At 57.3% G+C, this 14,334-nt stretch carries 15 protein-coding genes; 14 read left to right on the top strand and 1 reads right to left on the bottom strand.

Features of this window, described 5'->3' with window-relative positions:
* The first annotated feature begins 65 nt into the window (after positions 1-65).
* The 13 genes from AC097P_RS01455 (at position 66) to AC097P_RS01395 (ending at position 12,967) form a co-directional block, all read left to right on the top strand.
* Complete coding sequence (locus tag AC097P_RS01455; RefSeq protein WP_479608585.1) at positions 66-293, top strand: acyl carrier protein; 228 nt, start codon at positions 66-68, stop codon at positions 291-293.
* Positions 290-1,042: an SDR family NAD(P)-dependent oxidoreductase gene (locus AC097P_RS01450; RefSeq protein ID WP_479608584.1), complete on the top strand. Its 753-nt coding sequence runs from the start codon at positions 290-292 to the stop codon at positions 1,040-1,042. The genes AC097P_RS01455 and AC097P_RS01450 overlap by 4 nt, the downstream gene beginning before the upstream one ends.
* A gap of 15 nt (positions 1,043-1,057) precedes the next feature.
* The gene (locus tag AC097P_RS01445; RefSeq protein WP_479608583.1) at positions 1,058-2,596 is read left to right on the top strand and encodes an AMP-binding protein; all 1,539 of its coding nucleotides are present in this window, start codon (positions 1,058-1,060) and stop codon (positions 2,594-2,596) included.
* A gap of 122 nt (positions 2,597-2,718) precedes the next feature.
* The gene (locus AC097P_RS01440; RefSeq protein ID WP_479608582.1) at positions 2,719-4,284 is read left to right on the top strand and encodes a GNAT family N-acetyltransferase; all 1,566 of its coding nucleotides are present in this window, start codon (positions 2,719-2,721) and stop codon (positions 4,282-4,284) included.
* 21 nt (positions 4,285-4,305) lie between these two features.
* On the top strand, positions 4,306-5,562 hold the full coding sequence (locus AC097P_RS01435) for an oligosaccharide flippase family protein (RefSeq protein WP_479608581.1): 1,257 nt from the start codon (positions 4,306-4,308) through the stop codon (positions 5,560-5,562).
* Positions 5,552-6,571: a class I SAM-dependent methyltransferase gene (locus tag AC097P_RS01430; RefSeq protein ID WP_479608580.1), complete on the top strand. Its 1,020-nt coding sequence runs from the start codon at positions 5,552-5,554 to the stop codon at positions 6,569-6,571. The genes AC097P_RS01435 and AC097P_RS01430 overlap by 11 nt, the downstream gene beginning before the upstream one ends.
* Complete coding sequence (locus AC097P_RS01425; protein ID WP_479608579.1) at positions 6,571-7,404, top strand: glycosyltransferase family 2 protein; 834 nt, start codon at positions 6,571-6,573, stop codon at positions 7,402-7,404. Before AC097P_RS01430 ends, AC097P_RS01425 begins: the two co-directional genes overlap by 1 nt.
* Positions 7,401-8,213 (top strand): glycosyltransferase family 2 protein, encoded by an 813-nt coding sequence (locus AC097P_RS01420; protein WP_479608578.1) that lies wholly within the window; start codon positions 7,401-7,403, stop codon positions 8,211-8,213. Before AC097P_RS01425 ends, AC097P_RS01420 begins: the two co-directional genes overlap by 4 nt.
* A 5-nt stretch (positions 8,214-8,218) precedes the next feature.
* Positions 8,219-9,145: a glycosyltransferase gene (locus tag AC097P_RS01415; protein ID WP_479609451.1), complete on the top strand. Its 927-nt coding sequence runs from the start codon at positions 8,219-8,221 to the stop codon at positions 9,143-9,145.
* Positions 9,146-9,147: 2 nt separating this feature from the next.
* A complete protein-coding gene (locus AC097P_RS01410) occupies positions 9,148-10,113 on the top strand; it encodes an NAD-dependent epimerase/dehydratase family protein (RefSeq protein ID WP_479608577.1) in 966 nt (321 codons plus the stop codon).
* 12 nt (positions 10,114-10,125) lie between these two features.
* A complete protein-coding gene (locus tag AC097P_RS01405) occupies positions 10,126-10,686 on the top strand; it encodes a sugar transferase (protein ID WP_479608576.1) in 561 nt (186 codons plus the stop codon).
* Positions 10,687-10,708: 22 nt separating this feature from the next.
* The gene (locus AC097P_RS01400) at positions 10,709-11,053 is read left to right on the top strand and encodes an H-NS histone family protein (protein WP_479608575.1); all 345 of its coding nucleotides are present in this window, start codon (positions 10,709-10,711) and stop codon (positions 11,051-11,053) included.
* Positions 11,054-11,077: 24 nt separating this feature from the next.
* Positions 11,078-12,967: a polysaccharide biosynthesis protein gene (locus AC097P_RS01395; protein WP_479608574.1), complete on the top strand. Its 1,890-nt coding sequence runs from the start codon at positions 11,078-11,080 to the stop codon at positions 12,965-12,967.
* Here the strand turns inward: AC097P_RS01395 and rsmI are convergent.
* A complete protein-coding gene (gene rsmI / locus AC097P_RS01390; protein ID WP_479608573.1) occupies positions 12,931-13,878 on the bottom strand; it encodes a 16S rRNA (cytidine(1402)-2'-O)-methyltransferase in 948 nt (315 codons plus the stop codon). The genes AC097P_RS01395 and rsmI overlap by 37 nt on opposite strands.
* Between rsmI and AC097P_RS01385 the strand changes: the two genes are divergently transcribed.
* Positions 13,879-14,280 carry a YraN family protein gene (locus AC097P_RS01385; RefSeq protein WP_479608572.1) on the top strand — a complete coding sequence of 134 codons (402 nt, stop codon included), beginning with the start codon at positions 13,879-13,881 and terminating at the stop codon, positions 14,278-14,280.
* Positions 14,281-14,334: the final 54 nt, after the last annotated feature.

Genomic DNA, 14,334 nt, shown 5'->3' with positions numbered 1-14,334 from the left:
TTGGAAGTAACCCGGAGTGTCTCGCTCACCTCGCCGTCTTCAAACCAATCCCAATCCAAATCCCAATGTCCTTAGAAAAAAAAATTGCCGATGTCTTCGATATTGCCGAGGGGACCGTTCTAGACTCGCTAGCGCTGGCCGACATCCCAACCTGGGACTCTATGGCTCATATGATGTTTATTGTGCGGCTTGAAGAGGACTATCAAATCCAGTTCACCGGCGATGAGATCGCTGACATCAGAACGGTTGGCGATACGCGCGCGGCCCTGCTGTTGCATGGAGCCAAGTTGTGAAAATCGTCGGTACACATGTCCTGTTAACGGGAGGTGGCTCAGGCATTGGCCGTTTCTTGCTGGATCGCCTGATTGATGATGGGGCGGAGGTGAGTGTGCTGGAGTTGAATGAAAAACGGTGTGACGAGTTACGCACGACTTACGACGGACGTGTAAAGTCAATAGTTTGCGATGTATCCGACGCAAATGCTGTCGACGCTGCTCTAATGGACTTATTTGAGGGCGGTTTTGAACCAGCAGTACTGATTAATAACGCTGGGATCATTCACAGTGAACCACTGGTCAATTTAATTTCCAGAGGTGACAAGGCGCACTCCCGGGACTCTTGGCGTAAAGTGTTGTCCGCCAACTTGGATTCAGTTTTTTTTGTGACCAGTCGCGTGGTGGAGCGCATGCTATCCAAGCGGAGCAAGGGCGTGGTTATCTCCATTAGCTCGATATCAGCCAACGGCAATGCGGGGCAATCCGCCTACTCGGCCGCCAAGGCGGGCGTCAACGCCCTGACTAGTGCTTGGGCTAAGGAGTTGGGCACTTTGGGAATGCGCTTTGTAGCGATTGCGCCTGGGTTTATGGATACGCCGTCAACGCATGCCGCCCTCAGCGAAGCAGTTGTCACTCGCCTTAAACAGCAGATTCCCCTGCGCCGTTTGGGGGAGTTGGAGTGTATTTACCAGGCGGTGCGGTACGCCATTGAAAACGACTACGTCTCTGGCACGGTGCTTGAAGTGGATGGCGGGCTGACGCTGTAGCTTGGGGAATTGCCAATGGCTTTTATTTCGAACTTGTACCTGGCTTTTGAGCGCATCGCGAAGAGCAATGAAAGCCGCGTTGCATTGCTGTATCCCGCCTCGGGGTTAGAAACCAAGTATGGCGAACTCTACCTTCTGGTAGACCGCATCGCAAAAGAACTTTGGTCACGGGGTTTACGCCAAGGCCAGGTGGTGGCCTTCTTTCACGACAAATCGCCCCTGGGATTTGCAGCGATGCTGGCTTGTCTCCGGCTCGGCCTCATCTACACCAATCTTGATCCGGCCAGCCCCTGGGAGCGTGTGAGAAAGATATTGGCAAACTGCAAGCCAGTTTTAATTGTCAATGCATTTGAGTCGATCCCCTTCGCCCTGGATTTGCACGCCGCAGGTTTTGACAAGATTCTTGACCTGCCCAACTTACCTGAGTCAAACGCGGCAGCAGATCTTCCGCAGCCGGAGGCAATTTCTGGTGCTACACCGGCGTACATCATGTTCACGTCGGGCTCTACCGGCACACCTAAGGGTGCGGTCATATCGCACGCGAATTTGCTATGGTTCATTCAATGGGCTCAAGACCGGTTGGGTATCACCCACAACGACGTCCTTTCCAATGTAAACCCCATCTATTTTGATAACTCAGTCTTTGACTTTTACTCTGCAATATTGTCGGGCGCAACGCTAGTTCCGTTTACTCCTGAGCAGGTTAAAGATGGACGCCTTCTGCTACAACTCATTTCTAAAGCCAAGTGCACGATTTGGTTTTCTGTGCCTTCGTTGCTGGTTTATTTGCTTACGACACGAGCGCTCACCAAAGACCATTTCCCAAGTATTAAAAAGATCATTTTCGGTGGCGAAGGTTTTCCCAAACCTAAACTCAAGGAGTTGTTTGATCTCTTCGGTGCTCGCGCAGAATTGGAAAATGTGTATGGACCAACTGAATGCACCTGCATTTGCTCCGCCAAGACGATCAACGAAGATGATTTCTTAGATATGCAGGGGTTGGCACCGCTTGGCAAACTTTCTCAAAATTTCGAATACGAAATACTTGCGCAAGACGCAAGTAACCCAGATTTCGGAGAGTTGCTGCTACGGGGCCCCCAGGTCGGCCTGGGCTATTACGACGATCCCGTGCGAACCCGATCTGCGTTTGTACAAAACCCAACCCAAGACCGGTACGTGGATGTTGGTTATAAGACCGGTGACTTGGTTCAACGCGACGCGCAAGGTTGCTTGCATTTCCGCGGCAGAGCGGACTTTCAAATCAAACATATGGGGTATCGAATTGAGTTGGAAGAGATTGAAGCCGCTTTAAATGCCGTTCACGGTGTGTCGGAGTGCGGCGTGGTCTACCAACGCATGGACGGTGGGGGGGGGCAAATTTTGGCTTTTGTGAGCGGCGTGGGCGCTACCTCTAAGCAAATCCTAGTGGAATTAACCAAGCTATTACCACCCTACATGTTGCCCAGGCGGATAGAGGTTCTGGAGGAACTGCCCAAGAATGCGAATGGCAAGATAGACCGTGTTCAATTGCTGCGTTGTGTAAGGGTGGCGTAGCCTGACAGTTTTGGCTTTGGCGATGCGGCCGTTGATGTTCGATCAGTCCTGGGCCGTCGGTTATGGGACTTCGTCCGTGGAAGTTCTGCTTGGCAAGGTCTTCATTTTTCGAAGGTATTGCCATGAGGGTGCGCGTATTTGCTCCGGGTGGTGGCTTCTCAGAATTCACTTTAGGCGCTTCGCACCGTAGTGCGGATCCTTTAGACTCGATCCTTTGTTCGCTGTATGGTATGCCCGTCGATAAGCCTTTGGTAAATGCAAGTAGCAGTTTTATGCTCGACATAGAGTTGAGCGTAATTCTTCCTCCACCGCCAGCGCATATATTGCTAATAGGTCAACAGACGAGTGCAGCAGCTGCGGCCTTGCGGACGGAAGGTTACACCGTTGCCACGGTTCCGTTATCCACGCCTCTCGCGTTTGCCCAAACCCCATCCGCTACGCGTCAAGGTGTGTACGGCGTAAATTTACCCGAAGGGGATTACACGGTTGACGCGGTTTTGGTCTTGGTTTCCCCGCAAGTTCATCCATTGGCCCTGTTCGACCAACTGTCCCGCTTCCTATCGCAAGACACGCTAGTTTTGTTGACAGGCCCAGATTTGTTGTCTGAAGCTCCGCGGGTCAGCCGGTGGCTCGAATATGTACTGGCCATAGGTGCGCGGTGCGGCTTTATGTCCGTGGACCTACCGGTCGATGCCTCGCCAATTGGCCCCGGGAATTTTGTCCGGGCTTTTCATAAAAAGGCTGCACCACGCTGGCAACTGCGCCACATGCGTGACAACGACTATTTGGAAATTGCCGAGTTGTTTCAGGAAGTGTTCGGCCACCCCCTGAGCCCGGAGTTGTGGGCCTGGAAGTATGCAAAGGGGCGCGGCAACGCCGTACTTGCCAGCCGCGACGGGGTCTTGGTTGCGCACTACGGGGGCATGTACCGCGAAATACTGCTGTGCGGTAAGCCTGAGTGGGCCTATGGCGGCAGCGACGTGATGGTGCACCCTAAGGAGAGAGGTGTCATGACGCGGCAGGGCCCTTTTTTGCTAACCGCCGCTACTACCGCCGAACTGTATGGTCCTGTCGCGTTCGGCTTTCCGACCGAGCGGGCAATGCTTGTGGCCGAGAGGATGGGGCTCTACACCAAGGCGGGACAGATGGCCGAGGTCCGTTGGGAGCCCTCTGCTTCAAGGGCGCGTGTGCGCACGCAGGTGCGAAGCTTGAGTCGCGGCGCAGCGGCGGACCAGATGCTGGTTGACGAGCTATGGGCGGACATGGCGAGTGACTTCCGATCCAGTGTTATTGGCGTGCGCGACTGGAAATTCCTCGATCACCGCTATTTCGGTCACCCGCACAACCGTTATGAAATATTGGCCATAACGTCGCGCTTGACCGGAAAGCCGCTCGGAGTAATGGTGTTGCGCCGCTTGGAGGACTCTTGTGAGCTACTAGACGTCATTGCACCGCTGGCCAACCTTTCGCTGGTTATTGATCAGGCACGAAGGATGACAGCACGTTGGGCTCTGCCGTATCTGTACTGCTGGATCACCAGCAATCAGGCGCATCACTTCGTAGCCTGTGGCGGGGAGGAAAAGTTGCTCAATATGTTTATCCCCACCAGTTGCTGGACCGACGACCCCCGTGTCGACATGTTGATAGACAAATGGTGGCTGATGTCCGGCGACACGGATTTCCGCTAGACGCCAGCCAACCCGCAGTCCATGTCTCTCAAACGCAATACCCTGTGGAATCTCGCAGGCACTGTCATCCCTATGGTGGCAGGGCTAGCCCTGGTCCCCTTTACCTTGGATCGTTTGGGTGGTGAGGCGTTTGGTGTGCTGACTCTGATCTGGGGCTTGATTGGCTACTTCAGCGTATTCGATCTGGGCGTAGGCCGGGCACTGACGGTGCAGCTCAGCCAATTGGCCGCCAGCGGCCACACGACGGAGACGGGGCCAACGCTGCGTGCAGGCATGCTGTTGACCGGGTGCGCGGGGCTACTGGGTGTCGCGCTGGTCTGGATGCTGGCGCCGGGCCTTGCAACCCAGTGGCTCAAAATCAGCCCCGCTTTGCAAGACGATGCCCGCCAAGCCTTCCTGGTCGCCGCCGTAGGCGTGCTGCCCACCACGCTGGCCAGTGGCTTGCGCGGCGGGCTGGAGGGACTGGATCGCTTTGCAGCCTCCAATTTGGGCCGGATCGTGCTGGGGGTCTGGATGTTCGCGTTACCTGCCTGGTCGGTGTATTTCCATGGCCCGCAGTTGGCGGTTGTTGCGATGTATCTGGTTCTGGGTCGCTGCCTTGTGGTGCTGGCCATGGTGGTCCAGTTGCGGAAAAGTTTTTTTGCAGGGGGCATGTGGTTTGAAAAGCGCCACCTGCAGACACTCTGGAATTACGGCCTGTGGGTTACGGTCACTGGCATCGTGGGCCCATTGATGGTGTACGGGGATCGATTCTTTGTCAGTGCTGCAGTCGGTGCCGATCAGTTGCCCTTCTACTCGATCCCGCAAGACGTTTTGCTGCGGTTGTTGCTGATCCCTCTGGCACTGACGGGCGCGCTGTTGCCGCGCTTGGCTGCCATGGGTGCCGCGGAAGCGGCCCACGCCTACCGCCAGACCTACCAGCGCGTGGGTGTCGCCATGCTGGGCATTTGTGTGGCCGCCGCAACGTTGGCGTATCCGGCATTGTCGATCTGGATATCGGGGGAGTTTGCGCACGCCGCCTTGCCCATTGTGCTGGTTCTGTGCGTGGGCGTCTGGGTGAACTCGCTGGCATCCGTGCCCTACACCCTGCTGCATGCCAAGGGCAATCCACGGCTGACAGCCCTTTTTCATGTGGCCGAACTAGTGGTGTACCTCCTGGCTCTGTGGATTCTGTCATCACGGTTTGGCCTGTTGGGTGCGGCACTGGCCTGGGTGGCACGCGTCGCGCTGGACTGGGCCTTGTTGCACGTCGCGGTGCGGAGGCTCTATGGCATCTGAAACAGCCTCTTGGCCGGCAGAGAGTCTGGAGCCCGTCCACGCCTGTCCCTACTGCGGTGAAGCGGATCGTAGGTTGGCGTACGAGGATGTCGAAGACTGGGCTTTTGGGTGCGCACCGGGGCGCTGGAGCTATTGGAGTTGCAACCATTGCCGGGCCCTGTACCTGCAGCCCCGACCGACCCCCGAGACCATAGGAGACGCGTACGCCCGCTACTACACCCATAGTGGCGATCAAAAAGGCGGCGCACTGCGGGTGTGGAAGCAGAAGTTGCGTAATGAATACTGGTCCAACCGCCTGCAGACTTCCATCGCCCCCCGCTTGGGACTGCCGCATTGGGCGGCTGGTGCCACGGTCTTGCTTGCACCCTGGATTGCTGAGCCTTTTGGCCTTCGGCAGTTGGCGCAGCTGCCTAAGGGCCTGCTGCTGGACGTTGGGTGTGGAAATGGCGACAAGCTGAAACTGGCGAGCCAATTGGGATGGCGTGCCCGCGGTATCGAACTGGATGCCTCGGCGGTAAAGGCTGCCCAGGCGCAGGGCCTGCAGGTGGAGCAGGGCGGTTATGAGTTGCTGGACAACTATCAAGGGCGGGCCGATTGCGTGGTGTGCTCGCACGTGCTGGAGCATGTGCACAAGCCGCTGCATATGTTGCGCTTACTGGTGGCTTCGCTCAAGCCCCATGGCGTGCTTTTGCTGAGCGTGCCAAATGCCGCGAGCTTTTTGCTGCGCCACTATGGGGAAAACTGGCGGGGCTTGGAAGCTCCCAGGCATTTGGCCATCCCAGATGGGGCTTGGTTGGCGCAGCACTTGCAAAACGAGGGCTTCGACTGCGTGCAGGCTCCGTCCTACCCGTTAGAAACCGCGATTGAGTCCGAGCGTATGCGGCGTCGGGGTTTGAGTACGACCGCCGCAGATATCCGGGCGGCAAAAGCTTTGTTGCGTCGCCAAGCCAAGCCATCGCTTGCCGAACAGGATGTTACGCAATTGGTGTGTGTCAGGGGTCGAGCCTGATGCCCGCGCGCGTCGCCATTGTGGTGTTGAATTGGAACGGCTGGCAGGACACCTTGGCATGCGTTGCAAGTCTGCAAGCGCTTGACTATGGTGACTTCCAGATTGTGCTGGTGGACAACGGATCGACGGATGGTTCTGAGGACCAGTTCCGCCGCGCGCTTCCCCCTTCAATAGAACTGTTGCAAACCGGTAGCAACCTCGGCTTTGGTGGCGGTTGCAATGTGGGCATGCGGCATGCATTAGCGGGTGGTGCGGATTATGTATGGCTGGTCAACAGTGACGCAACGGTTGACAGCCATGCGTTGACGGCATTGGTTCAGGTTGCCGCTCAAAACCATGCTGTGGGGGCAGTAGGTTCTGTGCTGTTTGATGCTGACGTAAGAAGTCAGGTGCAGTTGTGGGGCGGTGGTCGCGTGGATCTGTGGCTGGGACGGTCCGTTCATCGCTTGCTTCCTGGAACCGTGGACTTCGTATCGGGTGCATCCGTACTCCTGCGCCGTGCGGTACTGGAGGAAGTGGGCCTGTTCGACGAGAACACTTTTTTCATGTACTGGGAGGATACCGATCTCGGCTTTCGGATGCGCAAGGCAGGCTGGAAGCTCGCGGTTGCGGACGAATCCAAGGTCTGGCATCGACAGTCGACCAGCCTTGGTTTTGGCAACCCCTTGCTAGACGAGTACGCCACGCGCTCCTGTGTACGCTTTCTGCGGCGCCACGCCCCCATCCCCTCACTGTCGGTTTTGCTCATGTTTGTCCGAATGGTGGTGAAGCGCATCGTGATCGGGCGCCCGGACCGGCTTCGGGCGGTCATTCGGGGCTACCGTTCTGCATGAGCAATTTCGCGCCGGTTTCCGTTGTCGTGCCTTGCTTCCGATGTACAGCAACCATTGCGCGCGCTGTGGCGTCGGTAGCCGGGCAGTCGCGGCGTCCTGCTGAACTGATTCTGGTCGACGATGCGAGTGGCGATGGGACCTTGTCACAATTGGAATCATTGCAGGCGCAGCATGGGACCTGGATCCGGGTTGATGCGCGGCCCGTTAATGGTGGTGCGGCGTCTGCGCGCAATGCCGGGTGGGCCCAGGCCACACAACCTTATATTGCCTTTCTGGATGCAGATGATGCATGGCATCCGCAAAAAATCGAAATCCAGTACGGCTATATGCTGCAGCATCCCGACGTTGCGCTGAGTGGACACCTGTGCCGTCAGCTACCTGCGTCGGAGTTCAGCGCACCTACTTGGCCGGTGGACGAAACGGTAGATGTGCTGCATATTTCCTGGCACCAGCTATTGCTGCGACACCAGTTCGTGACGCCATCGGTAATGCTGAAGCGCGACGTTAGCCCACGGTTTTTCGAAGGGGCCCGGTATATGGAAGACCATCGGCTCTGGCTGGAGATTGTGGGCGCTTCCTTGCCCACCGTTAGACTAGAGGCAGAACTGGCAGCAGTGTACAAGCCTGTGTATGGAGCATCCGGCCTCAGCGCCGATATGTGGGGCATGGAAAAGGCTGAGCTCGCCAATTATCGTTATTTCTACGGTATGGGCAAACTCTCAGCGATGCAATTACTTCTTCTACAAAGCTATTCTCTGGTGAAATTTATCCGCCGCCTGCTGATCGTCCAGCTTCAAGGTCGAGCGTGAAACGCATGTCCATGGTCCAGGTAAATATTCCCTCTGTTGCTGTTTGCCTTGCAGCCTTCAATGGGGTTCGCTACTTGCAGGAGCAAGTCGATTCCATTTTGCAGCAGACAGGTGTAGATATTACGCTGTTCGTTAGTGTAGATCGCTCGACAGACGGAACCGAAGAATGGTTTCGCAGTTTGCAATCAAGGGATGCGCGGGTTGTATTGCTGCCGTATGGGGAATTATTTGGTGGTGCGGCCCGGAATTTTTTCAGACTGTTGCGTGACGTGGATTTTTCGCCGTTTGGGTATATCGCTTTTGCGGACCAAGACGACGTATGGCTTGCGGGGAAGCTTAAACGGGCGACGGATTGCTTGATACAACACGGGGCCGATGGATACTCGAGCGATATTGTCGCTTTTTGGGAATCGGGGCGCTCCCGATATATCAAAAAATCGTATCCGCAGCGGCGCTGGGATTATCTGTTTGAATCGGCGGGCCCCGGCTGCACCTTTGTACTAACACGTCCGTTGGCGGTTGCAGTGCAGAGTCTGCTGCAACAGCATGTGCAGAAGTCTGCGGAAGTGGGTTTGCACGATTGGTTTACCTATGCGTTTGCCCGTGCGCGCGCATACCGATGGGTTATCGACGACTACGCCAGCTTGATGTACCGTCAGCACGGCCAGAACCAGGTCGGCGTCAATGCGGGGTTGGCCGCGCTGCTATGGCGCGCCAAGCAAGTGTTGAGCGGCTGGGGTTTGAACCAGGCGCGATTGATCGCTGACTTAGTGGGCGCCAGTGGAGATGATTTTGTTCGCACTTGGTACCCAGGGGGGCGCGGGCGCATGTTGGCACTTGCGCTGCAGTCGGTGCACTGTAGGCGCAAGCCTGGCGACAGGCTGTGGTTTGCCGTGTCGTGCATTGCCTTGGCTGTTTTAGGCTGGAATTGAATATGACTGGAATAGTGGCTATTACCGGAGCAAACGGGTTTGTGGGGCGCGCTTTGTGTACCGAGGCGCTTCGACGCGGTCTGAAGGTGCGGGGTATCACACGCTCGCCCTGCATCTTACCGCCGGGCGTCGAAAATATAGCGGTGGGCAACGTGGATGGCACCACGGATTGGGGTGACGCACTGGCCGGGTGCGACGTGGTTATTCACCTCGCGGCGCGCGTGCACATCATGCACGACAAATCCAGCGATCCACTTGCCGAGTTCAGACGGGTAAATACCGTGGGTAGCATCAGGCTAGCGCATAGTGCAGCGGCCGAAGGTGTGCGCCGCCTTGTAAATGTAAGTTCCATTGGTGTTAACGGTCCCAGTACCCAGGGGGAGCTCAAGTTTACGGATCAGGATACGCCCGACCCCCACAATCCGTATTCTGTTTCTAAGTGGGAGGCGGAACAAGCCCTGAAGGAAATACATGCCAGTGGGCTTATTGAGGTGGTGACCGTGCGTCCACCGTTGATATACGGGCCGGGGGTTGGTGGTAATTTTTTGCGACTTCTAGGCGCTGTGTACCGCGGAATTCCCCTCCCCCTGGGGATGACTCGCAATTTTCGCGATTTGCTATTCGTTGGCAATTTGGCAGACTTTCTGATTGTTTGTGCTTTCCATCCCGCCGCCAGTGGTCACACGTATTTGGTGAGTGATGGCACGCCGGTCTCCACCAACGCGTTGCTTCGGGGCCTTGCGCGGGCCCTGGATGTTCAGTCGCGGCTTTTTCCTGTGCCTCCATTTCTGCTACAAATTGTGGGTAATATGACTGGGCACACAGCTGAATTTGAGCGATTGCTCAGTTCTCTCCGGGTTGACGGCACCAAAGTATGCAAAGAGCTTAATTGGTTTCCCCCGTTTACTCTGCGGCAAGGCTTGCAAGCTACTGCCGACTGGTATCGGTTGGAGCGCAGCACGCAATAGCATGCATCGCATATGAAAAGGTTGTTTGATCTCGCGCTAGCCACGTTTGCGGCCATTGTTTTGTTTTTTCCCTGCCTCATCGTGGCCCTATTGGTGAAGGCGACCTCACGCGGGCCGGTGTTATATTGGTCCGACCGAGTGGGTCGCAATAACTGCATTTTTAAAATGCCAAAATTTCGGAGTATGCGAATGGGAACGCCAGCGGTTGCTACCCATCTGCTAGCCGATCCAGCGAGCCATTTGACGCCCATCGGGAGTTTCCTGCGCAAGAGCAGCCTGGACGAGTTACCCCAACTATGGAGCATTTTTGCTGGGGATATGAGTTTTGTAGGGCCAAGACCCGCGTTATACAACCAGGATGACCTCATCGCACTCAGAACTCAGCAAGGTATCCACACTGTTTTGCCAGGCTTAACGGGCTGGGCCCAGGTCAATGGACGCGATGAATTGCCGATACCGCAAAAAGTTGCGCTGGACAGCGAATATGTGCGCCGACAATCCCTGAGCTTCGATATCAAGATACTCTTCCTGACGGCAGCGCGGGTTATTATGCGCAGTGATGTGAGTCACTAAGATTTCAAACATGAAAGGTTGTATGGGTAATTTGCTGGATATTCAACTGCAGATCGAAAAGCTGCAAAAACAGGCGTCCGAAATTAAAGACCGGGAGTTTGATAAAACTGTCCAGGATATTCGCGACAAGATGAAAGCTTTTGGCATCACTGTCAAAGATTTGCAGGCCACGCCACCCGCCAATGGCAAGCGGCTTGGTAAAGGGGCATCCGTTAAAAAATCCAAAAGCACGCCTGCGAAAAAGACCACCGTTGCCGCGAAGTACCGTGGGCCGAACGGGGAAACCTGGAGCGGTCGTGGCCTGACGCCGCGCTGGTTGTCCGCACTGCTGGCGCAAGGGAAAACGAAGCAAGACTTCGCCATCTGAGCTATGACCAGGTAACGGAGTTCAATGCAGAGTTTGGTTCTTGGATGGTCGCGATCGGCGAAACGGCTGTTCGTGGTGGCGCTGGATATTGTGTTGGCCGTGGTAGCGACGTGGCTGGCCTTTTCGTTGCGGCTGGAAACCTTGCATTGGCCGGTGGACTTGCAGTGGCGGGTCTATGGCCTGACCTCGCTGTTGTTTGTGCCCGTGTTTGTCCGGTTCGGCTTATACCGCGCCATTTTTCGGTACACGGGGCAGGCGGCCCTGCTGGCGACGGCCAAGGCCACGGGCTTGTATGCCAGTGTGTTGTTTGGAATTTTGCTGTGGATGCAGTGGCCGGGCGTTCCGCGCAGTCTGGGTATATTGCAGCCTCTGGTATTTCTACTGCTGGTGGGCGCCAGCCGGGCATTCGCGCGGTTTTGGCTGGCGGGTCTGGGGCCGTTGGCAGATGGTGCCGAGAGTCGGTTCCTTATTTACGGGGCCGGTACGGCGGGCGCGCAGACCGCATCTGCCATGGAGATAGGGGCGCAGTCGGTACTGGTGGGATTCGTCGATGACGACCCGACCAAAGTGGGGCGTAGCATCAATGGCGTGCCGGTGTTTGCGGCTTCCAGCGTTGCCGAGTTGGTGCGGGACCAGGGGGTGACAGACCTGTTACTGGCAATGCCCAGCGCCCCACGGTCGCGCCGCAAGGAAATTATCGAAAGTCTGCATGCGGTGCCGGTGCACGTACGCACACTACCGGATTGGGCAGACCTGACTAGCGGGCGCGTTACCGTCCAGGACTTTAAAGAGTTGGACATCGAGGATTTGCTTGGGCGCGACCCTGTTCCACCCCACACCGATCTGTTGGCGCGGAATCTGGCGAGCAAAGTGGTGCTGGTCACCGGCGCAGGCGGCAGTATTGGCAGCGAGCTATGCCGCCAAATCGTGGGTCAGCGGCCGAGCCAACTTTTGCTCCTGGACCATAGCGAGTTCAATCTCTATACCATCCACCAGGAATTGACCGCGTCTGTAAGGAGCTTGGGGCTGGCGGTGGAGGTGGTGCCGCTGCTGGCCAGTGTCGCGAATCTCGCTCGGTTACAGGAAGTGTGCCGGGTATACCGGCCGCACACCGTCTACCATGCTGCAGCGTACAAGCATGTGCCCATCGTTGAGTCCAACCCGGCTGTAGGTATCGACAACAATGTATTCGGTACCTTGAATATGGCGCGCGCTGCGCTGGGTAGTGGTGTTTCAAGTTTTGTATTGGTGTCCACCGACAAGGCGGTCCGTCCTACCAACATCATGGGCGCGAGCAAACGCATGGCCGAACTGGTGCTGCAGGGCTTGGCTGCGCAGTCACCACCCCCAAACGGCACGTGTTTCAGCATGGTCCGTTTCGGTAACGTTCTGGGCTCCAGCGGCAGTGTGGTGCCCTTGTTCCGGCGGCAATTGGCCGAAGGGGGCCCGTTGACCGTAACCCACCCCGACGTAACCCGCTACTTCATGACGATTCCGGAGGCCGCGCAACTCGTGCTGCAAGCTGGCGCTATGGCGCGGGGAGGCGAAGTATTTGTGCTGGACATGGGCGAGCCGGTCCGGATCGTTGACCTGGCCCGGCGCATGGTGGAGCTTTCGGGCATGACCGTTCGCGACGAGGCTACGCCTGACGGCGATATCAGCATCGCCATCACCGGATTGCGCCCAGGTGAAAAGCTGTATGAAGAGTTGCTGATAGGCGACAACCCCACGGCCACCGTTCACCCGCGCGTCATGATGGCCCACGAGCATTTTTTGGACTGGCCCGTGCTCGAACAGCACCTGCTGGCCTTGCGCCACAGCGCAGATTCGGATGACATCGTGCAGATCAAGTCGGTATTGCGCACCTGTGTCCACGGTTACGTAGGCGACCCCGATACATCCGAATCCTCCTGACCTCTGGCAGAGGATTTCATAGCCAATGCGCTCTGGTAAAGACCGTTGCGCGGCTCCCCGGTGATGTCAGCGGCCAGTTTTACGGCCGTCTTAAGTGGCAGATGTTCCAACAGCAACTTCAGGATGCGGGTGTCGTGCGTTGTCGTTGGTGTTGGAGGCACCGGATGCAGAACCAGCGCAAATTCTCCGCGGAGTCGGTTGCTGTCTGCGGCCAGCCATGCCGGCAAGTCCTGGGCGGCGACGGTCGCCACTTCTTCAAATTGTTTGGTCAGTTCGCGGCCTACAGTTAGTGGGCGCAGCCCCAGCGCAGCCAATGCGGCGGCCAGCGCTTCTATTCGGTGTGGTGCTTCAAGCAAGACCACTGCTCGCTCCTCTTTTTGCAGCGTCAGCACGGTCCGTTCGCGCTCTGCGGTTTTGGTCGGGAGAAAGCCGACGAATACAAAACCTGCAGGATGGTCTTCTACAAGACCAGCTACCGACAGCAACGTGCTCACGCTACTGGGCCCTGGCAGCGGAATGGCGCGCAAGTTCTGCTGGCGCACCGTCGCCACCAAGCGCGCACCCGGGTCGCTGATGCCTGGCGTGCCCGCATCGCTTACATAGGCCACGCGCTGACCTTGTTGCAGGTGGTCTACCACGGTCTGTGCCGCCCGCGCTTCGTTGTGCTGGTGCACGGCAATCAGCTGCCCCCCGCTTTTGTCTATGCCATAGGCGCGCAGCAGCGACTGTGTGTGCCGGGTGTCTTCGCAGGCAATGGCGTCCGCCAGGCCTAGCACATGGAGCGCTCGCAGGCTGATGTCGGCCAAGTTGCCAATAGGCGTGGCGACCACATACAAGGTTCCGTGCGGATAATGCTGCGCAGAAGCGGCCTCGGCTGAGGCGGCAAGGGCATTGGCAAATAAAGCGCTCACATGGGATTCCTTTCATCAAAACCAAAGGGTGTTGGCACCACCCCACCCACGACCAAGGCGGTCGGGGACGGAGCCGAAGACCTGGCTCTGCACTACCTGCAAAAGCGGGGCTTGCGTCTATTGGTGCGTAATTATCGGACGCCGGGGCGGGGAGGGGGCGAGATCGACCTCGTCATGGGTGCGCCCGACGGCACTACGGTTTTTGTAGAAGTGCGCAAACGCAGTTCGTTGCAACACGGCGGGGCGGCCGCCAGCGTGGGTGGCATCAAGCAGCGGCGCATTGTTTTCGCTGCCCGCCACTACCTGATGCGCGTGCGCGAACTGCCGCCCTGCCGTTTCGATGTCGTGGTCGTCGAGCCAGACGGTATTCAGTGGCTGCAAGCCGCCTTTGACGCGAGCTGAGCGCAACGGAGGCTCAGCGTAGGGGTAATCTCTAGCGCGGTATCATCGCCCCCC

It is taken from the genome of Rhodoferax sp. ZS1R8 (assembly GCF_056521325.1).
The sequence above is the reverse complement of the archived record's forward strand: the minus strand, read 5'-3'. Positions and strand labels throughout refer to the sequence as shown.

Bases quoted from the DNA above. Each gene is read 5' to 3' on its own strand.
- AC097P_RS01405 (WP_479608576.1), top strand. From the start codon at position 10,126: ATGAAAAGGTTGTTTGATCTCGCGCTAGCCACGTTTGCGGCCATTGTT.
- AC097P_RS01440 (WP_479608582.1), top strand. From the start codon at position 2,719: ATGAGGGTGCGCGTATTTGCTCCGGGTGGTGGCTTCTCAGAATTCACT.
- AC097P_RS01400 (WP_479608575.1), top strand. From the start codon at position 10,709: ATGGGTAATTTGCTGGATATTCAACTGCAGATCGAAAAGCTGCAAAAA.
- AC097P_RS01445 (WP_479608583.1), top strand. From the start codon at position 1,058: ATGGCTTTTATTTCGAACTTGTACCTGGCTTTTGAGCGCATCGCGAAG.
- AC097P_RS01420 (WP_479608578.1), top strand. From the start codon at position 7,401: ATGAGCAATTTCGCGCCGGTTTCCGTTGTCGTGCCTTGCTTCCGATGT.
- AC097P_RS01410 (WP_479608577.1), top strand. From the start codon at position 9,148: ATGACTGGAATAGTGGCTATTACCGGAGCAAACGGGTTTGTGGGGCGC.
- AC097P_RS01430 (WP_479608580.1), top strand. From the start codon at position 5,552: ATGGCATCTGAAACAGCCTCTTGGCCGGCAGAGAGTCTGGAGCCCGTC.
- AC097P_RS01455 (WP_479608585.1), top strand. From the start codon at position 66: ATGTCCTTAGAAAAAAAAATTGCCGATGTCTTCGATATTGCCGAGGGG.
- AC097P_RS01385 (WP_479608572.1), top strand. From the start codon at position 13,879: ATGGGATTCCTTTCATCAAAACCAAAGGGTGTTGGCACCACCCCACCC.
- AC097P_RS01395 (WP_479608574.1), top strand. From the start codon at position 11,078: ATGCAGAGTTTGGTTCTTGGATGGTCGCGATCGGCGAAACGGCTGTTC.
- AC097P_RS01435 (WP_479608581.1), top strand. From the start codon at position 4,306: ATGTCTCTCAAACGCAATACCCTGTGGAATCTCGCAGGCACTGTCATC.
- AC097P_RS01425 (WP_479608579.1), top strand. From the start codon at position 6,571: ATGCCCGCGCGCGTCGCCATTGTGGTGTTGAATTGGAACGGCTGGCAG.
- AC097P_RS01415 (WP_479609451.1), top strand. From the start codon at position 8,219: ATGTCCATGGTCCAGGTAAATATTCCCTCTGTTGCTGTTTGCCTTGCA.